27 protein-coding genes and 3 tRNA genes are annotated in these 23,180 nt (G+C 50.2%); 13 read left to right on the forward strand and 17 right to left on the reverse strand.

All coding sequences use genetic code 11. The features are described 5' to 3' along the window. On the reverse strand, positions 1–201 hold the full coding sequence (locus tag I0P70_RS05570) for a hypothetical protein (RefSeq protein WP_196115338.1): 201 nt from the start codon (positions 199–201) through the stop codon (positions 1–3). 106 nt (positions 202–307) lie between these two features. Here I0P70_RS05570 and I0P70_RS05575 point away from each other — a divergent pair, with 106 nt between their 5' ends. The 3 genes from I0P70_RS05575 to I0P70_RS05585 are packed head-to-tail and all read left to right on the forward strand — an operon-like array spanning position 308 to position 1,961. Continuing rightward, complete coding sequence (locus tag I0P70_RS05575) at positions 308–763, forward strand: GNAT family N-acetyltransferase (RefSeq protein WP_196115341.1); 456 nt, start codon at positions 308–310, stop codon at positions 761–763. Between the two features lie 56 nt (positions 764–819). Further along, positions 820–1,248 (forward strand): carboxypeptidase regulatory-like domain-containing protein, encoded by a 429-nt coding sequence (locus I0P70_RS05580; protein WP_196115344.1) that lies wholly within the window; start codon positions 820–822, stop codon positions 1,246–1,248. Positions 1,249–1,292: 44 nt separating this feature from the next. Beyond that, entirely contained in the window at positions 1,293–1,961 is a 669-nt protein-coding gene (locus I0P70_RS05585) for a hypothetical protein (RefSeq protein ID WP_196115347.1), read from the forward strand. Positions 1,962–2,023: 62 nt separating this feature from the next. Here I0P70_RS05585 and I0P70_RS05590 read toward each other — a convergent pair whose 3' ends face one another. From I0P70_RS05590 to I0P70_RS05620, 7 genes are all read right to left on the reverse strand, one after another. Then, a complete protein-coding gene (locus I0P70_RS05590) occupies positions 2,024–2,272 on the reverse strand; it encodes a hypothetical protein (RefSeq protein WP_196115350.1) in 249 nt (82 codons plus the stop codon). Between the two features lie 12 nt (positions 2,273–2,284). After that, complete coding sequence (locus I0P70_RS05595; RefSeq protein ID WP_196115352.1) at positions 2,285–3,028, reverse strand: hypothetical protein; 744 nt, start codon at positions 3,026–3,028, stop codon at positions 2,285–2,287. Then, the gene (locus I0P70_RS05600) at positions 3,025–3,417 is read right to left on the reverse strand and encodes a GntR family transcriptional regulator (RefSeq protein WP_196115355.1); all 393 of its coding nucleotides are present in this window, start codon (positions 3,415–3,417) and stop codon (positions 3,025–3,027) included. The genes I0P70_RS05595 and I0P70_RS05600 overlap by 4 nt, the downstream gene beginning before the upstream one ends. Positions 3,418–3,432: 15 nt before the next feature. Beyond that, positions 3,433–4,209: a hypothetical protein gene (locus I0P70_RS05605; RefSeq protein WP_196115358.1), complete on the reverse strand. Its 777-nt coding sequence runs from the start codon at positions 4,207–4,209 to the stop codon at positions 3,433–3,435. Then, positions 4,193–5,047, reverse strand: coding sequence for an ATP-binding cassette domain-containing protein (locus I0P70_RS05610; RefSeq protein ID WP_196115360.1), 855 nt, complete (start codon positions 5,045–5,047; stop codon positions 4,193–4,195). Before I0P70_RS05610 ends, I0P70_RS05605 begins: the two co-directional genes overlap by 17 nt. A gap of 222 nt (positions 5,048–5,269) precedes the next feature. Continuing rightward, positions 5,270–5,500 carry a hypothetical protein gene (locus I0P70_RS05615; RefSeq protein ID WP_196115363.1) on the reverse strand — a complete coding sequence of 77 codons (231 nt, stop codon included), beginning with the start codon at positions 5,498–5,500 and terminating at the stop codon, positions 5,270–5,272. A 29-nt stretch (positions 5,501–5,529) separates the two neighbouring features. Further along, the gene (locus tag I0P70_RS05620) at positions 5,530–6,486 is read right to left on the reverse strand and encodes a CvpA family protein (protein WP_196115366.1); all 957 of its coding nucleotides are present in this window, start codon (positions 6,484–6,486) and stop codon (positions 5,530–5,532) included. Between the two features lie 176 nt (positions 6,487–6,662). On the opposite strand from I0P70_RS05620, the gene glgX reads away from it, so the two are divergent. Both glgX and I0P70_RS05630 read left to right on the forward strand, forming a co-directional pair. Further along, the gene (glgX, locus tag I0P70_RS05625) at positions 6,663–8,804 is read left to right on the forward strand and encodes a glycogen debranching protein GlgX (protein ID WP_196115369.1); all 2,142 of its coding nucleotides are present in this window, start codon (positions 6,663–6,665) and stop codon (positions 8,802–8,804) included. Positions 8,805–8,829: 25 nt separating this feature from the next. Beyond that, the gene (locus I0P70_RS05630; protein WP_196115372.1) at positions 8,830–9,111 is read left to right on the forward strand and encodes a GNAT family N-acetyltransferase; all 282 of its coding nucleotides are present in this window, start codon (positions 8,830–8,832) and stop codon (positions 9,109–9,111) included. 68 nt (positions 9,112–9,179) lie between these two features. On the opposite strand, the gene I0P70_RS05635 is transcribed toward I0P70_RS05630, so the two are convergent. The 5 genes from I0P70_RS05635 to I0P70_RS05655 form a co-directional block, all read right to left on the reverse strand. After that, positions 9,180–9,461 carry a hypothetical protein gene (locus tag I0P70_RS05635; protein ID WP_196115374.1) on the reverse strand — a complete coding sequence of 94 codons (282 nt, stop codon included), beginning with the start codon at positions 9,459–9,461 and terminating at the stop codon, positions 9,180–9,182. Positions 9,462–9,673: 212 nt separating this feature from the next. Next, the gene (locus tag I0P70_RS05640) at positions 9,674–10,207 is read right to left on the reverse strand and encodes a YceI family protein (RefSeq protein WP_196115377.1); all 534 of its coding nucleotides are present in this window, start codon (positions 10,205–10,207) and stop codon (positions 9,674–9,676) included. Positions 10,208–10,306: 99 nt separating this feature from the next. Continuing rightward, positions 10,307–10,792: an META domain-containing protein gene (locus I0P70_RS05645; RefSeq protein ID WP_196115380.1), complete on the reverse strand. Its 486-nt coding sequence runs from the start codon at positions 10,790–10,792 to the stop codon at positions 10,307–10,309. 116 nt (positions 10,793–10,908) lie between these two features. Continuing rightward, a complete protein-coding gene (locus tag I0P70_RS05650; RefSeq protein WP_230392017.1) occupies positions 10,909–11,790 on the reverse strand; it encodes a hypothetical protein in 882 nt (293 codons plus the stop codon). 145 nt (positions 11,791–11,935) lie between these two features. Beyond that, positions 11,936–12,622 carry a VOC family protein gene (locus tag I0P70_RS05655; protein ID WP_196115383.1) on the reverse strand — a complete coding sequence of 229 codons (687 nt, stop codon included), beginning with the start codon at positions 12,620–12,622 and terminating at the stop codon, positions 11,936–11,938. Between the two features lie 157 nt (positions 12,623–12,779). On the opposite strand from I0P70_RS05655, the gene I0P70_RS05660 reads away from it, so the two are divergent. From I0P70_RS05660 to I0P70_RS05670, 3 genes are all read left to right on the forward strand, one after another. After that, a complete protein-coding gene (locus I0P70_RS05660; protein WP_196115386.1) occupies positions 12,780–14,447 on the forward strand; it encodes a catalase in 1,668 nt (555 codons plus the stop codon). Positions 14,448–14,547: 100 nt separating this feature from the next. Beyond that, positions 14,548–15,960, forward strand: coding sequence for a 23S rRNA (uracil(1939)-C(5))-methyltransferase RlmD (gene rlmD / locus I0P70_RS05665; protein ID WP_370583178.1), 1,413 nt, complete (start codon positions 14,548–14,550; stop codon positions 15,958–15,960). A 6-nt stretch (positions 15,961–15,966) separates the two neighbouring features. Beyond that, positions 15,967–16,338, forward strand: a complete 372-nt coding sequence (locus I0P70_RS05670; protein WP_196115389.1) for a hypothetical protein — start codon at positions 15,967–15,969, stop codon at positions 16,336–16,338. A 182-nt stretch (positions 16,339–16,520) separates the two neighbouring features. Here I0P70_RS05670 and thiL read toward each other — a convergent pair whose 3' ends face one another. Then, positions 16,521–17,546: a thiamine-phosphate kinase gene (thiL, locus tag I0P70_RS05675; protein ID WP_196115392.1), complete on the reverse strand. Its 1,026-nt coding sequence runs from the start codon at positions 17,544–17,546 to the stop codon at positions 16,521–16,523. A 192-nt stretch (positions 17,547–17,738) separates the two neighbouring features. On the opposite strand from thiL, the gene I0P70_RS05680 reads away from it, so the two are divergent. Further along, positions 17,739–18,548, forward strand: a complete 810-nt coding sequence (locus tag I0P70_RS05680; protein ID WP_196115395.1) for an SDR family oxidoreductase — start codon at positions 17,739–17,741, stop codon at positions 18,546–18,548. A 136-nt stretch (positions 18,549–18,684) separates the two neighbouring features. Here I0P70_RS05680 and I0P70_RS05685 read toward each other — a convergent pair whose 3' ends face one another. Further along, on the reverse strand, positions 18,685–19,377 hold the full coding sequence (locus tag I0P70_RS05685) for an SH3 domain-containing protein (RefSeq protein ID WP_230392018.1): 693 nt from the start codon (positions 19,375–19,377) through the stop codon (positions 18,685–18,687). A gap of 115 nt (positions 19,378–19,492) precedes the next feature. Between I0P70_RS05685 and I0P70_RS05690 the strand changes: the two genes are divergently transcribed. From I0P70_RS05690 to I0P70_RS05705, 4 genes are all read left to right on the forward strand, one after another. Beyond that, a tRNA-Lys gene (locus tag I0P70_RS05690) sits at positions 19,493–19,565 on the forward strand. 57 nt (positions 19,566–19,622) lie between these two features. Further along, positions 19,623–19,695 (forward strand) — tRNA-Lys (locus I0P70_RS05695). Between the two features lie 113 nt (positions 19,696–19,808). After that, positions 19,809–20,423 (forward strand): DUF4403 family protein, encoded by a 615-nt coding sequence (locus I0P70_RS05700; protein WP_196115401.1) that lies wholly within the window; start codon positions 19,809–19,811, stop codon positions 20,421–20,423. Between the two features lie 235 nt (positions 20,424–20,658). After that, positions 20,659–20,731, forward strand: a tRNA-Lys gene (locus I0P70_RS05705). Positions 20,732–20,942: 211 nt separating this feature from the next. Here I0P70_RS05705 and I0P70_RS05710 read toward each other — a convergent pair. After that, the gene (locus I0P70_RS05710; protein WP_196115403.1) at positions 20,943–22,301 is read right to left on the reverse strand and encodes a hypothetical protein; all 1,359 of its coding nucleotides are present in this window, start codon (positions 22,299–22,301) and stop codon (positions 20,943–20,945) included. An 82-nt stretch (positions 22,302–22,383) separates the two neighbouring features. Continuing rightward, positions 22,384–23,145: an ABC transporter ATP-binding protein gene (locus I0P70_RS05715; RefSeq protein ID WP_196115405.1), complete on the reverse strand. Its 762-nt coding sequence runs from the start codon at positions 23,143–23,145 to the stop codon at positions 22,384–22,386. Positions 23,146–23,180 lie beyond the last annotated feature (35 nt).

Here is a 23,180-nt window from a genome sequence, read left to right on the forward strand (position 1 = left end):
TTATTTTGTAAGGTCAGCTATCGCCATGATAGCGAAGGCAACGGTGCCGCCATACACGGCAAATTTGGTGATGGGAGAGGCGTTGGAGAGAAAGGCCGTATGCTGGTTGTACTTGATGACGCCCATGAGCGTTAGGGACAGGTATAGAAATAACGCCAATGGAATGATATTGAAAAGTATCTCGAGGATGTCATTAGCCATGGGTACTGCTCTATTTTGTTGGGTATGTTGCAAAGATAGGTATAAATGACAGGCAGCAGTATCTTTGGGTCTAAACAATACGAATAACTTAAGACCTCCTTGCTTTATGACCCTAACCAAAATCTGCAAAGCCTTTCACGAATTGACTCCGAACGAGCTGTATGACATGCTGCGACTACGCAGCGAAGTCTTTGTGGTGGAGCAGACCTGTGTGTTCCTCGATATGGATGACAAGGATCAGCTATGCCATCATGTGCTGTTTTACAACGAGGAAAAGGTGTTGACAGCCACTTCCCGCTTAGTGCCAGCCGGAGTTTCTTATCCTGATATGATGTCGATCGGCCGCATAGTGACGAGCCAACTGGCGCGTGGTACAGGAGTAGGCAAAGAGCTAGTTGAGATGTCGATTGAGGAGTGCTACCGCTTATTTGGGAAAGCTCCGATCCGGATCGGCGCACAGCTTTATGCCAGAAAGTTTTATGAACGCTTCGGCTTTGAGCAGTCAAGCGAGGTATACGACGAGGACGGTATAGACCATATCAAAATGGTGAAGCAGGTATAGCAAGTAGTTGAAGTATAGTGGTTTCTTATTATCTTGATGTATAATCCCGCCACAATATGAAAACAAAGATATACCCGTATGCTTTGCTGTTGGCTCTCGTCTGCTTGCTAAGCAGCTGCACCAAAGAAGAGGATGACTACATCAGTAAATACTGCCCCGGTTCCTGCACAGAGGTAAGCGGACAGGTGCTGCGAGGCAGTGGGCAGCCCATCAAAAACATGCAATTGCTTGTGACCTGGCAAAACCTGCGACCATTCAAAGGAGGCGGAGGCGGTATTATTCGAAAAAAGGCTGTAGCTTATACTGATGACAGTGGGAACTATACCTTGCGTTTCCTGCTGCGCGATGATGAGATGGAGGAGGGGCACATTGAGGTAGCGCCTCAGGGAAGAGGTTGCAGCCAGGTAAATTGTCAAAGCTATACCTTGTATTGGGATGAGCTGAAGCGCGATACAACCTTCACACACAATTTTCTGATCGACTAAAGCACCTGCTCAGGTGGTTGGACCTCCCTAAAATGCCAAGCTCTATGCCTTATCCGCTACACCGTATTTTTATCTTTCTTGTTTTTCTGTTGGGTCTTTCTACAGTGGCACAGGCGCAGCTGGTTCAACGTGTAGGTTTGCATGTGGGAGCCGCTACTCCAATTGGCGATTTTAAGCACGATCGTTTTGAAGATGAGTACCCGCCCATGGCCAGGAGAGGGGTGAACGTGCAGGCAGCTTATCGGGTGGAGGTAAAGCCTTATCTGGCAGTAGGCGCAACAGCGGGCTTCCGTTTCAACAGCTTTGACCTGAACGCCTTTGCATCACCTGACGATGTGCTTGTACTACGCCGGGAGGCAAGCGGCTGGAAGAGTACCTATGCACTGGCTGATCTATACCTTCAAAGCCCTTCCTCTTCTTTGTTTGGCTTCGTGAAAAGCTCTTTGGGCGCAGCCTACAATAAATCACCCGAGGTACAGGTCGATACCTCCTTCGGCCCGATCCGCCGTACCTCTGATTCGGCTGCAGCACTGGCTTATGGCCTGGCAAGCGGATTCGCTATACAGCAGGGCCGTTTCCTCCTCACCGTGGAGGTTGGCGTGCTCGGCACCCGACCTACTTTCGAAGTTATGGATGCGCAAGGAGGGAAAAGCACTTTGAAGCAGCCGATGCACACGGTTACCTCTATGCTAGGGCTGAGCTATACCTTGTAAGCAGGTATGCAAACAAAAGGCCCGGTCTTAAGACCAGGCCTTCTCCCGAGCAGGTTAGCTTCTTATATTACCATCACAAGCTTTCCAAATGCATCCATCAGTTGCAGCAACCTGTTTGTGAGCGCCACCTGCTGCTCTTCTACATGCTCCGGCATCCCACTTTCAGTTAATGATGCTGTTGTGACTGGCTCTATACGAGGAGCAGTTTCATAGGTCGGGTAGCACAACTCCACGGTACACCTGCTATTGCTGCTGTAGGAAAGGCTTACCAGGAGAAGTCCGCCTAAAAAGATCAATCCTGTTTTTTTCATAGCTACTAAGGATTATTTGCGCAATACTGCCAGTGCTTCTCCGGAAAGCTCTACCTGTGCTTGTTCAGATAAATTGTAATGCAGTGCAGGTATAGACACATTGATCAAAGCCAGATGACTGCGGTTGCCGATCTCCAGGTTTGCCTGCTGTATTTTATTATCTGGATGAATGAGCAGCTTGGACTCACTTCCTGGGCTGGTGCCTGTGACGGCATACAGGTGTTGCAACTCGTTGCCGTCCAGTCGCACCATCACGCCATTGTCCAGCTCAAGCCTGATGCTGTCCTGCTTAAATCCTTTCAATGTTGTGTTCAGCCAATTGGTCGTATTCTGTCGCTGCACGTTTGTCACTGGCTCACCATTTAAGGTATGTGTTGCATTGGCGCGCAGCGTGTGCAGCATGGGAGTTTTGATGATCAGGTGTGGGGAGCCCCAGCCGCGTACACCTTTTTGCTTATCATGGGTCGTCACGTCGATCTGCAGCGTGTTGGCCTCCTGGCTGATCTGTACCACTTCGTCATTGCCTTTATATAGGTATACCGCATGCTCATCGCTTGGCTCTATCACCACACTAATCATATCACCCGCATTCACCTCAATCTCCTCAAAGCTGTTGAAGTCCATGGCGATGTAGTTGCGATATGGGTCCTGGTAAGACTTGGTGTTGTACTCGGCTTTTAGCGCAATATTGTAGGTAGCCAGTGCGCTCAAGAGCACAAAAAAGGCGAAGAGTAAAAGTTTATTGCTGGTTTTCATGGTTTCTGCTCGATTTCTGATTCGTAATTTTCTGTTTTAAAAACTTCGTAGCGCTGCTGGATCTCTTCCAGGTCTATCTCCAGCAAAAAGAGGTTGCGGAAAAACTCCGGCAGGTCCTGCTGCAGAAAGCGCTCCTTACGTTGTGCCTTCACTTTCCTAACTGCATCCGGCGTCACAAAAAAGCCGATGCCGCGCTTGTTGTAGATCACCTCCTGGTTCTGCAACTGCTCGTAAGTGCGCATCACCGTGTTGGGGTTTACCTGAAAGCTCACCGCCAGGTCGCGCACAGAGGGTATTTTGTCTTCTGATGCCCACTTGCCCAGCAGGATTTGGTCGCAAACATGTGCCGCGATCTGCAGGTAGATGGGTTCATTTTCTTTAAATTCCATATGTTATCCTCCCTACTAAACTTGCTTCTCCTTTATTTTAAAATAAGCTACTACCCAACTGATCAGGGCCAGCACGACCAGCAGCAAGACGATGAGTGTTTCATTTCCCTCATAGGCACCCACGTCAAATCGCTTTTCGTTTTCCATAAAATAGGCCGCTGAAAAAGGCCCCGCCGTTACTAGGTCGCGCCCGAGCATGGCCTGTACCCAAAGCTTGTTCAGGTTGTAAAACAGAAGGATGCCTACAAAGCCAGCAAAAGCCGTTTTGATAAAATGATGTTTGTTGAAATAAGCTGAGCCCACTAGCATCAAGGCATTGAACAACGCATAGAAGATCAACAAAATGTGTAGTCGCGGCTCAGAAGTCAGAATGTTTATCATTTCCGGTTCATCGCCAACTCGCGGATCAATGCTGAGCACTATGGTGAGGATCAGGTAATATGAAGGTATAAACAGCAGCAGGTAAATCGGAAACGCGTAAAGCCAACCCACCAGGTATTTTTCGAGCTGCGAGGCGGGTAGGGTCAGAAATGCGATCGCCTTCTTTTTGTCGCCCAGTTGCGCAAACACAGTGCTCGAAAACACCATACCTGCCCCAATCATAAAAAACATGAAGAAGATGGATTGCTCTTCAGACTCCATAGGTGTTGCAGCCAGGTAACTGGCCGTGCCCATGATGATGAACATGGCGCCCAACAGTACTCCTAATGACATCAGGTAGGTCTTGTATTGCTCCACGGTGTGTTTGCGGAACAGCAGGGCAAAGCGGCTCAGATTAAAGTGATTGTTCATAGTGAGGTCTTTGAAGGATTTCGGTTACAGATGTGTTGCCACTGGTGATGGCGTTGAAAAGCAGCTCCATATCCACTTTGCTGTAGTTGCCCATCAGGTTAGGCAATATGGCCTGCTTGCCACGCAGCGCGTCTTCGGCGTAAAGTGCACTTTGAGCTTCCGTTTCAGAAAGGGTGGTAAAAGTGAGACGCTCACTGATCGCATCAAGAGACTCGTTCAGCACGATCTCCCGGTCATGTACGACTACCAATGTGTCGATGAGGCTGTCGAGGTCACGTACCTGGTGCGTGGAGATGATGATACAGCGGTGCTCCGTAAGGGCAGAGGCGATGATGCGGCGAAACTGTACCTTGGAAGGTATATCCAGGCCGTTGGTTGGTTCGTCCATGATCAGAACGCTGGTATTGGTGGCTAGTCCAAAAGCGATGATGGCTTTCTTTTGCTGCCCAAACGACATTTTGTTGAAAACGGCATCCTGCGGCACATCAAATTCCGAAAGGTAGCGGTAAAAAGCTCCTTCGTCGAAGAGGGGGTAAAAAGGGGCGGTGTTTGCCACAAACTGCCTGGCTGTAAGCGAAGGCATGTAAATCTCTTCAGGTATAAAATACAGATCCTGCAGCATAGCGGGATAGCGCTTACCAGCCTCAAAGCCATTCACCTGGCAGCTACCCTCCAGCGGAAAAACGAGTCCCGCCATGTTTTTGAGCAGCGTAGACTTGCCTGCACCGTTTTTGCCCAGCAGCCCATAAATATGGCCCTCCCGTAGCCTGAGGTTCAGGTTCCGGAACAGCAGCGACTTGCGGCTATACCCAAAGCTGAGGTTATTGATCTGTATCATATCTGTTTGTTGTAGTGTATTAGTTACATAGTACACTACAAATGTAGATATTGTTTTATCAATACCAAATTATTTTAAAAAAATATTTAGTGAAGGATATATAAGCTTAAAATCAGCTGCTTGAGTGATTCGCACACCTGAGTGAGGAAAGAGAGCTTAAGGGGGAAAGGCGAAATAGTAAGAGATGAAATTGCCTACGCTGCAACAATGCTGTAGCTATACCTATACCTTAAAAGAGGGATGATGGGAAAGCGCCAGGTATACTTGCTCTGCGTCCTGCTTTTCGAATATTTTCTGAGAGGATCCAAAGTCAAGCACGAGTTTAGCGGTCTGCTGCTCAGTCTCTGGTTTGAAGTAGGCAAAGCACAGTTTGCTGACATCTACCATAAAGACAGCAAGCGTTTTGTCGTTGCCAAGCTGTATGGTTAAAAAGTCGCTGTTCACGTGCTGCATGGCTATACCTTGATCTGCTCAGGTATACGTTAGTTTCTAAACTTCTGTGTGATCATCAGGCCATGCCTCCTGCTTTGCAGCACGCCTATACCTACCCGCCCGAAGCGCACATGCAGGATGTTAGCCCGGTGACCCGGCGACTCCATCAGTCCTTTGTGGGCAATGGTCAGGGTAGGAGCCAAGGCCAGGTTTTCGCCGGCTGCCCTGAACGGAATATTGGCCGCCCGGATCCTGTCGGCGGCACTGGCTCCCTCAGGCGTTATGTGTGAGAAATAGCCGCGCGTGAACATATCGGCAGCATGCCGGCGGGCTACGGTTGTGAGTGCTGTGTCAGCTTGCAGGGGTTGTAAGCCCATGGCGATACGTTCCTGATTCACAAGCTCCAGCATGCGGGCTTCCAGTGCTGGCTTCGGCTGGTAGTCATCGGCTGTGAAGGGCAACTCAATATACTGCCCCGACTCCGGCGCAATGGTAAGTTTGTTGAGGGTGCGCTTCACCACCCGGTCAAACACAGGGGTTAGTTCATCTTCTGCCAGGTGGGTATAGGTTCCGAATCTGCCAGCAATGCTGCTTTCCTGCACATAGCTCTGGAAACGCTCCGGAAAAGGAAAAGACAGCAGCAGAATCGAAATGATTGCGATGGTAATGATGCCGCTCATCAGTCCGGGCATGGTACCAAGCGCTTTGTTCACGTGGTGCTCATGCAATTCGTCCGAGAACTGATCCAGTATGAGCGACCCTACGAACTGGATGAGCATACTTGATAACACCGCGATGATAAAAAAGGAGATGGGCGGGATCCAGTAGACACTCCAGTCGGTGGCGCGGCTGAGCCAGTCGGCGAGGGAAGGGTATAGCCGGAAGCTCAGAATCAGGGTACCCACCCAGCGTACGAGGTCGAGCAGGCTGAAGGCAAAGCCACGGCGCCAGCCCATGTAGGCGCTGAACAGCACAATAAGGGTGAGGAGAAGATCAAGGGCGTTCATTCCAGGTCTTTTTAGTGGTAGTACGGACAGGTGCCATTCAAAGATGACGGGGTCACCGTCCCGGCCTGACCAACAGTTGACAATAAATAAGGTATGGCGTGACTCTTTGTAAGCTTTCTGCGTAGATGAAGAAGTCCTGAAAAGGACATATCAGATACCTAAGTTACAAAATCCTTATGAATATTACCGTATACCCTGGCAATCCCTACCCGCTGGGTGCCACATGGGATGGTGAAGGCGTAAATTTCGCCCTGTACGCCGACAATGCGACTGGCGTAGAGCTATGCCTTTTTAACACGACCGAAGACGAGAGTGAATCGGTGAAGATAAAGATGACCGAGCGTACCCACCAGGTATGGCACGCCTACCTGCCCGAGATCAGGCCGGGACAGCTGTACGGCTATCGGGTGTACGGGCCGTACGAGCCATCCAACGGCCATCGTTTCAATCCGAATAAGCTCCTGATTGATCCGTATGCCAAAGCTATTTCAGGTACGATTAACTGGCACGACTCCCTCTTCGGCTACGAAATAGGCGGTCCTGAAGAAGATCTGAAGATGAGCACACTCGACAGTGCTCCTTTTATACCTTGCAGCGTGGTGGTGGACCCGAACTATGATTGGGAAGGTGTGAAGCAACCCAAGATCCCATACCACAGGTCGGTCATCTACGAAGCGCACGTCAAAGGGCTGACCAAACTGCACCCGGACATACCGGAGGAGATACGCGGAACCTATGCAGCCATTGGTCATCCGGTTACCATCAAGTACCTGCAGGAGCTGGGCATCACCGCTATCGAGCTCATGCCAGTGCATCATTTCATCACCGACCGGCACCTGGCCGACCAGGGATTGACTAACTACTGGGGCTACAACTCCATTGGTTTCTTTGCGCCTGATGTGCGCTACTCGAGTAGTGGCACGCTGGGAGAGCAGGTGGTGGAGTTTAAAAACATGGTGAAAGCGCTGCACCGGGCAGGTATAGAAGTGATTCTGGATGTGGTGTATAACCATACCGGAGAGGGGAACCATATGGGTCCGACGCTGTCATTCCGGGGTGTGGACAATTCGTCTTACTACCGCATGGTGGAGGAAGACAAGCGCTTTTACATGGACTATACCGGCACAGGTAACACACTTAACGCCATGATGCCACCGGTGCTGCGCCTGATCATGGACAGCCTGCGCTACTGGATTCTGGAGATGCACGTCGACGGCTTCCGTTTCGATCTGGCGGCCACCCTGGCCCGTGAACTGCACGAGGTGGACCGACTAGGCTCTTTCTTCGACATCATTCACCAGGACCCTGTTATCTCGCAGGTGAAGCTAATTGCCGAACCTTGGGACATTGGGGAAGGCGGCTACCTGGTGGGCAAGTTTCCGCCGGGTTGGGCCGAGTGGAACGGCAAGTACCGGGACTGCATACGCGACTACTGGCGCGGTGCCGAAAGTATGCTGGGTGAGTTTGCGGAACGCTTTACAGGCAGCTCCGATCTATATCGCGACGATTGGCGTCGCCCTACGGCCAGTATCAATTTCATCACGGCGCACGATGGCTTCACGCTGAACGACCTGGTGTCTTACAACGAAAAGCACAACGAGGCCAACGGCGAAGACAACAACGACGGCGAAAGTCACAACCGCTCCTGGAACTGCGGGGCAGAAGGTATAACGGAAGACAAAAAGGTGATTGAGCTGCGCGAAAGGCAGAAACGCAACTTTCTTACCACGCTGTTTCTGTCGCAGGGAGTGCCTATGCTGGTGGCCGGCGACGAAATAAGCAGAACGCAGCAAGGCAATAACAACGCCTACTGCCAGGATAACGAAATATCCTGGATCAACTGGATCAACGCTGACAAATCACTGCTGGCTTTTACCCAAAAACTGATTGAACTGCGTCGCAACCACCCGGTATTCTGTCGTCGTCGCTGGTTCCAGGGGCAGCCGATCAAAGGAGTGGGCGTTGAAGATATTGCCTGGTTTCAGCCAGATGGCTCGGAGATGACGGAAGAGCATTGGAACCATGACTTTGCCAAGTCTCTGGGGGTGTTTCTGAATGGTCGTGGCCTTCACTCCGTCGGCCCGAAAGGAGAGCAGATCATTGACGATAGTTTCTATCTGATCTTCAACGCTCACCACGAAGACATGGACTATACCATGCCGGAGGCTAAGTACGGCACCCAGTGGACCAAAATACTGGATACCCACAACACGAAGATCAAGGATGAAGGACCTACCGTGGAGGCTGGCGAAACTATACGCATCGGAAGTCGCTCAGTTGTGCTGTTGCATCACCCGGCAGGTCAATTGGTGAGCTGATTAAATCACTTAAAATAAAACAGTAATGGAATTGAATATAAAACACGATAAAAAATACCAGCAATTTACCGCCAACATGGGTAATGAAGATGCTGAACTGGCCTATGCCACCCCTTCAGAGGAAGTAATCGATTTTACACACACATTCGTGCCTGAGTCGGCACGCGGAAAAGGAGTGGCCAACAAACTGATAGAAGAAGGTCTGTGCTACGCAGAAGAAAACGGGAAGAAAGTGATCGCTACCTGTCCGGTCGTGAAAAAGTTTATTCACAAAAATCCGGACTATCAAAAGCTGCTGAAACAATAGCCTGCCTGCACAATCGAATAGAAGGTATAGCCTGCCAGAACAACGGTAAGCTATACCTTTTTTTTGTGTCAGGACTTGTAACGTGCGATGTAGGCAATGGCCGAGAGCACCAGCGGGTGCTTGGCCTGCATCTGCTCTAAAAGTTGTTCCATGACCAGGTAATCGCTAACAGCCGTGCTGATCTCATCGCACAGTAGCAGGTACTTATACCTGATGACACTGATGTAACACTTGTCATCGTTGTGAAGCAGAAAGTTGCAGATGTTCAGGTATAACTCCTGAGCCGCCTTGTCACTCAGCTCAATATTTAAGGTGTCTTTAATTGCTTTTCTGGCGCTTTTCTTTTGCATATTAATAGAAAGTTCATACAAACAGGCATGCCTGATTTGTAGGACGGTCATACAGCCGGTTGAAGCAGGAGCAAGGTTACCGGAAAGGAAATACCGGTAGAGGCGCTTGCCCGTGGTGAGGGGCTAAGCGAACGGGAGTATTCTGTTAAGGTGTTAAGGGAAGTAAAATAGCTGCGCCGGGCCGGGTGTCGCAGACCAGCGCAGTTAACTTATTATTGTTTCACGAGCTGTATCTCACAGTGCAGGCGTATCTCATCGCTCACAACTACACTGCCGGCCTCCGTTACTGCGTCCCACATCAATCCGAATTCTTTACGGTTGACCTTGCCTTCCACGCTGAATCCTGCCTTGGTTTGTCCATAAGGGTCCACCACGGTACCGTGATACTCCACATTGAGTGTAATGGGCCGTGTGGTTCCACGAATGGTGAGTTCTCCGTTCAGTTTTTCAAAACCTGGTTTCAACTCTTCGTAGTCTTTGCCTTCAAATCTGATCTGCTCATGGTTTTCGGCATCAAAAAAGTCAGCTGACTTCAGGTGCGTGTCGCGCTGCTCGTTGTTAGTGCTGATGGAGTCAACATCGGCCGTGAACACAATGCTCTTGGTGTTGTGAAAATCTTCGCCTTCTGTTTCCACTTCTACATTGAATTTTTCGAAATAGCCGGTCACGGTTGTAATCATCAGGTGGCGTACTTTGAACTGCACCTCACTGTGTGCCGGGTCTACGATCCATTTAGTTGTTGCCATAGGTATAAGTGGTTTTAATTTGTTTGACTATATATGGGTGCCAGTGCCTTTAGCATACTGCATCACAGGTAATAGGGTTATAATCTGGTAGTTATTTGCTCAGGGGTTGGGAGGCATGTTGGGTTCTGCGCCTGCTCTGAATGTAGCGATGGCTCTGTTCTGGTAGAAAAGGGTGAGGATTTCGCCGGCAATGCGGTAGGAGTCTGCTTTTTCGAGTACAGCCATCAGGAGGTTCTCCTGCTCAATGATGGGGCACATGGCCCGTGTGGTGCCAAGGTTAGTCAGCTTCAGAGAGCCGTTATTAACGCTATACCTGCCCATCAACCGGTTGCAGCCTGTGTACCCCTTTAGCTCATTCTCTCCAGCCTCGAAGCGGATGTAAGCGGTTCGGTTTTCAGGATTATCCTGAAACTGCTGATCCTGCAAAGAGAGCAGAATCCAATAAGAGCTCTTCAGCTCTGTGTCTCCTTCAACGCCGTACTGTCTGTTCTTCTCGCTAAGGTTACAGGCGTTCAGGCACAGGAGTAGTAGTAAGAGCCAACTGGTGCGTACCATATTTTTCATAGTGTCTTTCGTTAAGGGCATAGGTTTATCGGATGCCTTGTTCAGGTATGGAATTGCATACGCATAAGACCGGAATTAGGTAGCATGGCACCCTAAAGCAGGAAGTCCACCGGTGAGGTGGACTTCGCTTATAGATTTTATTTCTGGTAGCCGCGTACGCTTCGGCCGTAACTCGAAATAGGAGAGTCGGCCGAATAATCCGGACCCGATCTGTAACCATAGCCACGTGGGCTGCGACTTGGAGAGTCATCATGGTCACGGTCACGGAAGCGACGTGTTTCATAGTTGTCATTGCGGCCTTCACGATCCTGATTGCGGTGATCGTAGTTGCTGCCATACTGGCGACCGTAGTCATTGTCGCTGCTGCTACGGCTGTGCTCACCACGGTCGTAGTAGCGGTCGTCCAGGCTTTCTGAATCTTCTATGCTTCGGCGTCCGTCCTGCCGGCCATGCGCATAATTATAGCGCTCGTCCTGGCCGTACTGGTCGAAGCGGCGTCCATGGCCGGTATGGCGGTAGCTGTTTTCCTGGCGGTCATAGCGGCGGTTGGCATGGTCCACATCACTTTCTCTTCGCCAGCCGGTGCCACGGGTTTTATCATAGCCGCCCTGCCGCTCGTAGTTCATGTATGGGTTCGGGTCGCCGTAGCGGTAGTGGTCGCTCTGTGAACTGCCGCTGCCAGAGCCGTAGTTATAATTGTCTTTGTCGCGATTGCTGCCGCCACTGCCACCCCATTCATTTTGGTGCATCTGCCCCTGCGTATGGCGGTCATCCTGATCACGGCTGCTGCGCCAGCTGCTGGCTCCATAGCCACCCACCGGGCCACTACTACCATAGCTTGTGCTGCCCTGGCTGCTTACGTTTCGATACTCGTGGTGCTGGTCCGGCATACCGTAGTAGTTGCCGCGGTTTTCGTAGCGCGACTGGTAATTAGATAGATTGCTTGATTGGTTATACCTGTCGCCGGATCGTCTTCCTTGCTCACGGTAGCTTCTACCAAAATCTTCGTTATGTCTCATAGTTTTATGTTTTATAGATTCATGTTCAACTATGCTTTTTAAACGAGCATCAAGCTGCAGTGTTTGGTTAAGACATCATTTGCATACGCTCAAGTGGTGATTCAACTTGGTCACAGTATGGAAAGGACGAAGTATAAAAGCCAGGCTATACCTGAGGAGTCGCTGCTGCTGGGCTGATCTCGAAAAGAGCGTGCTCAATGCGCCCTTTGCCCGGTGCCTGTACGGACAGACGCAGCGGCAGTGCCTGGGCGGGGTTTTGGGTAGGGAACCAGGGCCTTTGCTCCTGTACCACGATGAACATACCCTCTGGGCCTCCTACAGCTTCAAACAGCGCATTGGCCGATTTCCAGCGGGGCAGTTGCAGCTTCTCGCGCAGTTCCTGCGCAAAGGGTGCTACATCACGCACAGGCAAGCCCACTTCTGCCACACCTATAAGCTGCTCTGGTCCAAAGGGTGCCAGGCTGGCTGGGGCTGTGCGGTGTGAAATAAACTCCAGCAGGTTGAGCTCCGGATCATAAAAATAAAGTGCTTGGGCTTGCCATGCCTCGTGGTATACGACAGGCGAAGTGGAACCGGGTGCATACAGAAAAGCCACACGATCCTGCAGCCATTCGCCTGCTTCCGCAATCCGGTTGCCTGGTAAATTAAAAGCAAGATGGTAGCCACCTACTGGCCGCTCCCGGCTTGTGCGGAAAGTCAGGGTGCTGTGCCCCACCTGCACACTGAAGGTCTGCTGCTCTTCTGACAGCAGAGGTAGCCCCAGAGTCTCGGTATAAAATGCCTTCAGCTCTTCAGGCTGGCGGGTGTGCAGTTCAACAGAAATTATTTTCATCAGATTGTCTCAGGGAGTGATACTTACTTAAGAGATATACGAGAATAAATAACAGAGGACATTTAGAGGGGAGATACCTATTTAGACGAATTTAAACCAACTCTTCATTATTGGTTTCGTTAAATACTATCTGTAAATCTACCAAAATCAACAGGTCATGAAAGAAAAAGAAAGCATGAAAGGCAATGGACAGGATAAGTCAAAGTACTCCAAAGCCGAAAAATCCCGTAACGCCAGCAAAGGCACAACCCTCACTACCCGCCAGGGGCACCCTGTCACTGACAATCAGAACATTAGAACTGTAGGCAACCGTGGACCGGCTACCATGGAGAACTACCACTTCATAGAAAAGATATCGCATTTTGACCGTGAGCGCGTTCCGGAGCGCGTAGTGCATGCCCGTGGTGCCGGAGCACACGGTGTGTTCCAATCGTATGGTACAGTGGGCAATGATCCTATTGAAAAATTTACCCGCGCCAAGGTGTTTAAGAAAGGAAAAGAAACGCCCGTGTTTGTGCGCTTCTCTACCGTAGGTCACGGTACGCACTCACCCGAGACGCTACGTGACCCACGCGGCTTTGCCGTGAAGTTTTATACCGAAGACGGTAACTGGGACCTGGTAGGCAACAACCTCAAGATCTTCTTCATCCGCGATGCCATGAAATTCCCGGATCTGATCCACTCCCAGAAGCCAGACCCTGTAACCAATATACAGAGTGCAGAGCGTATCTTCGACTTCTTCTCCGGTACACCGGAGGCAACTCATATGGTTACCTTCCTGTATTCGCCCTGGGGTATACCTGCCAACTACCGTCAGATGCAGGGCTCGGGCGTGAACACCTACAAGTGGGTAAACGAAGATGGTGAGGCGGTGCTGGTGAAATACCACTGGGAGCCGATGAAACAGGGTATCCGCAACCTGACTCAGAAAGAAGCGCAGGAGATACAGGGTAAGAACTTCAACCACGCTACGCAGGACCTGTATGAGGCGATCGAGCGCGGCGACTACCCGGAGTGGGAACTGAACGTGCAGATTCTGAGCGACGACGATCACCCGGAGCTGGACTTCGATCCGCTGGATGACACCAAGCTATGGCCGAAAGACCAAATTCCGTGGCATCCAGTAGGTAAAATGACCCTGAACCGCAACCCCGTGGACTACTTCAACGAGGTAGAGCTTTCCGCCTTCGGTACGGGTGTACTCGTAGATGGACTAGACTTCTCAGACGATAAAATGCTGCAGGGCCGTACTTTCTCTTACTCCGATACGCAGCGTTACCGTGTGGGAGCCAACTACCTGCAGCTTCCGATCAATGCACCGAAGACCCATGTGGCCACTAACCAGCGCGGCGGACAAATGGCTTTTGACACAGACTTTGCAGAAGGGCAGAACATTCACGTGAACTACGAGCCGTCCATATTAGGAGGATTGCAGCAGGCTGAAAAGCCGAAGGAGTATTCGCCGCGTTATGAAGCGAACCTGGTGCGTCAGCCAATCGACCGACCGAACCCGTTCGGGCAGGCTGGTGAGACCTACCGCAATTTCGAGGACTGGGAGCGTGACGAACTGATCAACAACCTGGGCAACGACCTGGCCAAATGCGATAGCCGCATACAGGACAAGATGCTGGAGTACTTCACGCAGGCCGACGAAGACTATGGCCGCAGAGTGCGAGAAAGCATCGACCGTGCTACGAAGGAGATGAAGAAGATGATGATGGAGCACAAGAAGATCGAAGGCATGGATGGCCCGTCAGGTAATGTAACCGGCGAAGAAGGTGTGCAGGACGCTAAAAAGAAGTCTCACAAAGCGAAGCCTTATTAAGCTGCAAATTGATTAGGTACAGAGAGGCCGCTCCCATGGAGGAGCGGCCTTTTTTTGTTCATTCCCACATCTCCCGAATTTTAGCTAATTTTGCAGTATTGTGAGAAAGCATAAGAAGAAGACTAATTTCGAAATACTCGAGAACATTCGAATCGAGGAGATGGTAGCGGAGGGCAAGTGCCTGGCGCGCCACGACAATATGGTAGTGTTTGTGGGCGGAGTGGCTCCCGGCGATGTGGTCGACCTGCGCATCACCCGCAAGAAGAAGAGCTTCATGGAGGCGGAGGCCATCAACTTCCACAGCTACTCCGATGTGCGTGTGCAGCCATTCTGTGAGCACTTCGGTACCTGTGGCGGTTGCAAGTGGCAGCACATCGGCTACGACACGCAGTTGTACTACAAGCAAAAGCAGGTGCAGGATAATCTGGAGCGCATCGGCAAGGTGGCACTTCCGCCTTTCGACCCGATCCTGGGCTCTGCCAAAGACAAGTTCTACCGTAACAAACTGGAGTTCACCTTTTCCAACTACGGCTGGCTGACCAACGAGCAGATCAAGTCAGGGGAGGAGCACGAGCGCCGGGCGCTGGGCTTCCACATGCCGGGCCGCTTCGACAAGATTCTTGACATCCAGAACTGTTACCTGCAGCCGGAGCCTTCCAATAGCATCCGACTCGCCGTGCGTGACTATGCGCGTGCTAACAATCTGGTGTTTTTTGACAAGCTCCGCATGAACGGATGGTTGCGCAATCTGATCATCCGGACAGCCAATACCGGCGAACTGATGGTGATCGTGCAGGTATATCATGAGGACGAGGAAGCTTTGACAGGCCTACTGGATCATTTGGCTACCACTTTCCCCGAGATTACTTCGCTACAGTATGTGGTGAACGGCAAAGGCAACGAGACTTTTCATGACCTGGAAGTAGTGTGCTACAAAGGCTTGCCTTACATTCACGAGGAAATGGAAGGTATACGCTTCCGGGTTGGACCGAAATCCTTCTACCAGACCAACGGCGACCAGGCCTATGAGCTTTATAAACTCACCCGTGAGTTTGCCGGTCTGAGCGGGAATGAGCTGGTGTATGACCTCTATACCGGAGCCGGAACGATCGCTAACTTCGTGGCCCGTCAGTGTCGTGAGGTCATCGGTATAGAGTATGTGCCAAGCGCCATTGAAGATGCCAAGATCAACTCGCAGATCAATGACATTACTAACACGACCTTCTATGCAGGCGACATGAAAGACATCCTGTCAGATGAACTGATCGAGCGCCATGGCAGACCGGACGTGGTGATCACGGATCCACCGCGTGCAGGTATGGACGAGAAGGTGGTGGCGAAGCTTCTGCAGGTGCATGCGAATCGCATTGTTTATGTGAGCTGCAACCCGGCCACACAGGCACGTGACCTGGAACTGCTCTCTGAAAAATATGATGTAACACGGGTTCAGCCGGTGGATATGTTCCCACAGACGCACCACGTTGAAAATATTGTTCTGTTAACAGCTAAATAAAAGCGAATGCAAAACGATCCTGAATTAAACGGTAAATACCTCGGCACCATTTCCAAAGATTTTGTGGTGGTGGCTGAGACCCTGCGTGAGGCATCGTACCAGGTGCGCAAACGCCATATTTCCAAATACCCGATCTTTGTTTTTGCCCGGACGGAGGTGCCCATTGGTTCGCTCTTTCTAGCCAAAGAAGAGCTGGCACTGGAGTGGAATATTAACGCTTCTTACCTGGAGGACTTTATCAAACACCGCCTGGTGGACCCGGAGAAAATAGAAGACTTCGTGGCAGCTTACAAAGACCCGGACGAGTTCTGCTGCCTCTTTGTGGTAGACGGAGAGAACTTCACCAACTTTGTGTTCATACCTTATCCGGAGGATTAAACTTGCGTTGCAAATTTCGTATCCTGACGCACGGTATCAGTGATACGACTAAGTTGAGTTACTGATATTGATAAAAATAAAAGGGATTAATCAGAAGCAGGAGTAATTCATACCCAACAAAAAAGGAAAGCGGCTTAGCTTTCCTTTTTTGTTTTCAAAGTCATGATACTTGATATGCAGATCTAAAAATGCTGCCAGCCCTGTGCTTGCAGCGGGAAGGACTGTCCGTGTTTGTTGGCCAGATTGATACCTTCACTCTTGTCGGTGATCTTACCGATGATGCTGATGTCGGGGTGGTTCTTCACCTTGTCGTAATCTGAAATTGGCACCGTGAACAGCAGTTCGTAGTCTTCGCCACCGTTGAGGATGCAGGTGATCGGGTCGAGTTTAAACTCCATGGCAGCTTCCAAGGTCTGCTCGTCTACGGGCAGGTTGTCTTTGTAAATCGTGGCACCCACACCGGACTGCGCACAGATATGAAACAGCTCCGAAGCCAGTCCGTCTGACACGTCGATCATGGCGGTTGGCTTGATGTCGCGCTCCTTCATGTCATGGATCACATCCATGCGTGCCTCCGGACGAAGCTGGCGACCCACGATGTATTGTCTGTCTTCGAGTTGCGGTTGCATCTCCGGGTCAGCCATAAATGCCTGCTTTTCGCGCTCCAGTATCTGGAGTCCGAGATAGGCCGCGCCCAGGTCACCGGTCACACAGATCAGGTCGTTTTCTTTGGCACCACTGCGCAGCACCGCATCGCCTTTGGCAACTTCACCAATGGCTGTTATGCTGATCACCAGACCGGTGCGCGAAGAGGTCGTGTCACCGCCCACAAGGTCCACACCGTAGTTCTCGCAGGCCAGGCGCATCCCTTCATAGAGTTCCTCTACGGCCTCCACAGTATACTTGGCTCCCAGTGCGATGTTTACTGTGATCTGAGTCGGTTTGGCGTACATGGCTGCAATATCCGATACGTTTACGGCTACCGCTTTGTAGCCGAGGTGCTTCAGCGGGCAGAAGGTAAGGTCGAAGTGCACACCCTCCAGCAGCATGTCGCTTGTTACCACAATCTGTTTTTCACCTGGCTCCAGAATGGCTGCATCATCACCAATCCCTTTGATAGTAGAAGGCTGCGTGAGCTCGATCTTTTCGTTCAGGCGCTTGATCAGGCCAAACTCGCCTAATTCACTTAGTGAGGTATAGTTACTCATCTTGTTTCTGCTTTATACCTGCAAAGGTACGCAATTTATAAGCTATAGGAGTAATCCACCCATCACGGAATTACTGCACGATATTTACCTTAGAAATAGTAGTTTTGTAACTGGTTCCTGCAAAGAGTGGGAAGCTATCCGAATATTTGTCTGCCTGGCAAAGCGGACAAGGTATAAGTTGATTTGACAAAGATGAAAAATAAAGTAGTACTCGTAACGGGCGGTACGTCAGGTATAGGCAAGGCGCTGGTGTTTGCATTTGGCATGGCAGGAGCGAAGGTAGCCTACTCCGGTCGTAACCAACAGAACCTCGACCAGACCGCACAAGAACTAACGGCGGCAGGTATAGACAACCTGGCGATCAACGCGGATGTGAGTGTGGAAGCCGACTGTGAGCGTATGGTAGCTGAAACCGTTAGCAGGTTTGGCAAACTGGACATTCTGATCAACAATGCCGGCATCTCGATGCGGGCCCTTTTTGAAGATCTCGACCTCGACGTGCTGCGTAAGGTGATGGACATCAATTTCTGGGGCACGGTATACAGCACCAAGTTTGCGCTGCCTTACATACAAGCGGCGAAAGGCTCCATCATTGGCATTTCGTCTATCGCCGGCTACCGTGGCCTGCCTGCCCGTACCGGCTACTCGGCTTCTAAGTTTGCGATGCACGGCTTCCTGGAAACGCTCCGCACCGAACTCCTGCATTCTGGTGTGCACGTACTGATTGCCTGCCCGGGTTTCACGGCCTCCAACATCCGCAACACGGCCCTTGCCGCGGACGGGAATCAGCAAGGCGAAACACCACGCGACGAACAGAAAATGATGAGCGCCGAAGAAGTAGCTGATCGTATCCTGCAGGCGACTATCAAACGCAAGCGTGACCTGGTGATGACTACCCAAGGCAAGATGGCGGTATGGGTCAACAAACTCTTCCCGAGTCTGGCTGATAAGCTGGTGTACAACGTGATGGCGAAGGAAAAAGACTCGCCATTAAAGAAGTAAATAATTTGTTCAAAGGGCTTTTGAACGTGTGAAAAAATATAAAAGAGAAGCTTTCAGGCTTCTCTTTTCATTGATGTTTGACACAAAGCTACCTTATTTAAAGGGCATTTTCCTTTAGCCAACTTTAGCCAAAAAACTACGGCAGTTCCAGCAGATTGTGCTTGCGCACATAAGCTTTTTCGCCTTTCCAACGGATCTCGTACCAGATGTCTTGCTCCCCTGTAATAGGTACCTTGTGTCCCTGCGAAACAGTAGCCAGCCAGGTAGCACCTGCTGAGGGTGCCGACATGATGGCCACCTGATCGTTGCGGATGATGCCTTCGTCACCTAGGTCAAGAAAATTGATGTAGTAAAGGATGAAGAGCAGGTATACCACAAAGCCTACTTTGAATGTCTGGCTGAAGCGGTGCCCTTTGCGCCAGCTCACAAACATCACCGTCACGGTCACCACAGCCACGAGCAACAGCAGCTCCAGAATGCGCATGTAGTGCTTGCTAAACTGGGTTTTGAAGAACTGCAGGTCGTTGTACTCGTAGCCGCTCAGGCGATGTGTTTGGCCAAGCTCTTCCATCTTTTTGAGGACTGATCGACTGGGCTGCTTCTTGTAGAAGAGATGCAGGTAGTACATGGCTCCGGTATAGTCACGCACACTTTCCTTGATGTAGGCCATCTTGAGGAGCATCTGCGGCGTGTATACCTGCTGGTGCTGCAGCAACGAATCGTAGAGCGTGAAAGCCTCGGTGTACTGCAGGCTGTTAAAGAGAGAATCAGCTTGGGATAGGGCTTTATTATCTGTCTGACTATAAACTGGTTCGGTGTTTAGCGCCAAAAAAAGGAGCAAAAAACCAGAGATTTTGAACCAAAGATTTTGCATTTAAACAGATAGATATTACTTTTGCAACGCAATTAAGGGAATCGCCCTTGAGAATGCAAGTTAGTAAAAAGATTCTGTAGCTCAGCTGGTAGAGCAATACACTTTTAATGTATGGGTCCTGGGTTCGAATCCCAGCGGGATCACAAAAAGTACCTCCTTTCTATAGGTAAGGAGGTGCTTTTCTTCACTAACTTATTACCGATTCTGTAGCTCAGCTGGTAGAGCAATACACTTTTAATGTATGGGTCCTGGGTTCGAATCCCAGCGGGATCACTTCAAGAAAGCCTCAAACCTATGTTTGGGGCTTTTTTATTTCCCCTGTTGCCAATTCCAAACCCTTTGGGCTGTTTCGAGTTTAAATGCCATAGCTTACCTAAAGTCTATCAATGGAAAACTTTGTCAAGATTCAGGTGCCGGTAACTATTTCTTACCCTGCTTTGGAAAGCGTACTCCAAAAGCAACTGGTGGGCGAATACATACCGAAGCCTTCCGAAGATACGGATTCAAACCCCTACGCACAGATTCTGGACGTTGGCCTGGCAGGCAGCAGTGCAGGCGCCGGCGACATCATCCTCAAGGTCAGGATACGGATTTTAAGGACCATACTCAAGCGCGATAATGTGGACTTGTACGTGCAGGCTACGCCAAGCTACGACAATGCGACGCAGCAGGTATACATTCGCAGGTTCAACATGCAGGCCCAAACCTCCAGCCGTTTTTATAATTCTTCGCTCGAAGTGCTGGTCAATAAAGTGGCCTATAACCAAATCATTCAGAAGGCAAGAGTAAACCTGTCTGAAATCATCACAGGAGAACTGATTAAGGCTAACGGGATGCTGGAAGCAGGTATGGAGTTGAAAGGGTTAAAGCTCACGGGCGCTGTAGAAGAAGTGCGTGTGCAGGACATCATGCCAAAATCGAACCGGTTGTTCCTGAACTTGGAGGTGCAGGCAAAAGTGGAAGTAGATGTGTTTGACCTAAGCGAATTGCTGCCCGCCTAACCGGAGCCAAACTATCCAGGAAGAGATGAATACAGGTATAGCAGCTATATTTTTTTCATCTTAAAAGAATTTTTTCTTGTTCTGTTAAAGGGTTGATGCTTAGGAAGATTAAACCAAAATGGTGTCGGTTCGTTCTATACAGATACCTTTGGAAGCGCGAATAGTATAAGTGGGTTTTGGCAATTAAGGAAAAAGCCCTACTTTTGCACTCCCAACACGGGGAAACACGAGTACTGATTCTGTAGCTCAGCTGGTAGAGCAATACACTTTTAATGTATGGGTCCTGGGTTCGAATCCCAGCGGGATCACTGAAAAGAAAGAGGCTGTTTACGCAAGTAAGCAGCCTCTTTTGCTTTTAGCTCTCTCTTCATTTTTGTCTCAAGGTTAGTCGCGTTCAGCATACCTTCCGCACAAGTATAGTCGATCACCAACACAGTGACATAAACTTACCCCCAACAAACAAAAAGCCCCCGGCTACTATGCGTAGTCAGGGGCTTTCAGGTATAGGCTATAAGCGTTTTACTCAGTTTTATAAAGCGTCTCAAACAGCTTGTATTTAAACTGCTTGTACTCCTGCAGCACTGCGACCATGGCGAACAAGGTCAGAGCAATCACAACAGGGTACACCATGTACAGCATCGGGTGCAGGAGCGGCAAAAACAGCAGACCTAACAGTAACATGGACAAGAAACTGTAGAGGTAAGAGGTCTTGGCACTGAAACTCAGAATACCGCCTTTTACCATCTTAGGACTGGTGAACGAAGCTATGATTCCGATTGGCGTCAGGACCATTACGGCAGCAGCATACATCAGCAAAATAAAAGTTGCCTGTTCGTGGTTGAAGAAGGCCACATATAGCACCACAAGGGCCGCATCTATCAGAATAGGCATGCGCAAGGGCAATAGGCTGGCCTTTAGGAATTCCTTGTAGCTTCCTGTAGCACGCTCCGTCGTTAGCCACAGGTTTTTATAAAAGCCCCACACGTTGTTGAACACATAGGTATAGATCACAAGCGGACCCACAAAAAACCAGAGTGTTGCGTTCTTGTCCAGCATATGGATACCCTTGGCTGTGTACACCGTCGCGTCGATGCCGAGCATGAGCACTTTAAAGCCCAAGCCAAACATGAGCAGTTGTTTCGCCATTTTGTGGTTCTTGAACAGGCGCCAGCCCAGGCTGCGCCGGGCATTGTGGCTGTAGTTCACGGTGCGGCGCTTTGGTTCGAAGGCCGCCTGCTCGAGCAGGTAGTTGGCTATCAGAAACGAAGTCAGCGACGCCAGGTGTACCACCAGCATCATTACCGAATTCACAGGCTCAAACATAGGCGCACGCGCCTCCAAAGCTATAAATGCACCTGCCATGATCACAGCACCCCAAAATGCACTGCTGCGCCAGTTGATGCGACGCTCAATAAACACCTGCAGCGATCGCCTTGTAATATGCGCTGTCAGGAACACCAGGAAACTCTGCGCCAGATACAGCACGGTATAGTCAGATGACATCATGAAGAGCAGAAGCAGGAAATTGAGCAGCACGAAGTAAAACGGCGATACCAGCTCCACTACCAGCTCCGTCCAGAAGCGCTTGAGCGGTTTAACAGGGTAAATGCGGTTAATGAAATCTGCTTTGGGGATGTAGGCCGGAAAAAAGCCACGCAGTATCGTGAAGGCCAGCAGCAGCAGGTTTGTATAGCCTAGCATCTGGCTGACATCCATATTCAGTCCGCCATCACGGGCCTGCTGAAGCAGATACGTAAACAGCCAGGCATAAAAAGCCGACAGCACAATGCCGAGCGCAAGCAGGAGCACCCGCTGCATCTTCTTGTGCCGGAAATAGCTATTTAGTCTTGCCTTGCAGGAATATAAAATCAGATCCATGTAATAGAGTTTAGGAGTTGGAGAGTCAGGGAATTTAGGAGTGCTCTACAATCTCAAACTCCTAAACTCTAAAACGCTCTAACTAATTCAACATCCAGTCGATGTCGGCGTCGGTGGTAGTGTGGTGTGGCTGCAGGAGCTGGAACAGGGCCTGGTCGATCAGGGCTTCGCCGTTCATGGTAAACTCCTGTACCGAGCCGTTGTACATCAGCTGGCCGTCGTTTAGCACCCCGATGTGAGTGGCAACACGCTCCACATAGTTCAGGTCATGCGACGAGATAAGCACTACCCGGTTTGGCGTGCTGTAGTTGCGGATCAGCTTCACTAGCAACTGTGCTGCGATTGGGTCGAGGCCTGTGAAGGGCTCGTCCAGGATGAGCACGCGCGGTTTATGCAGGATGGCAGCCACAATACCTACTTTCTTTTTCATACCGGTAGAGTAGCCAGCAATGTTTTTGTGCAGCGACTCACGCTCCGAGAAAAAGTAATTGGTCAGGCTGTTGATACGCTGCTGCGCCTCTTCTTCAGGCAATTTGTAAAGCTTTGCTATAAAGTTGAGATACTCCAGACCAGTGAATTCTTCGATCAGGGGGTTGTCTTCGCACAAAGCGCCAAGGTCCTGCTTCACTTCCAGTGCATTGCTCAGGTAGTCCTTGCCATAAAGCGATATAGTGCCATCGTCAGGTTTAATGAGGTCGAGAATACTGTTGAGGAAAGTGCTTTTGCCGACGCCGTTTTTGCCAAGCAGGCAATAGCACTGGCCTTGTTCTACTGTCAGGTCAAGCGACTGCAACACATATTTGTTGCCATACGCTTTCGATAGTCCTTTTATCTCGATGCTCATATTCTTCCCCTGGCTAAATATAGTAATATAACTAT

Source organism: Pontibacter sp. FD36 (genome assembly GCF_015686655.1).
Lineage (GTDB): Bacteria > Bacteroidota > Bacteroidia > Cytophagales > Hymenobacteraceae > Pontibacter.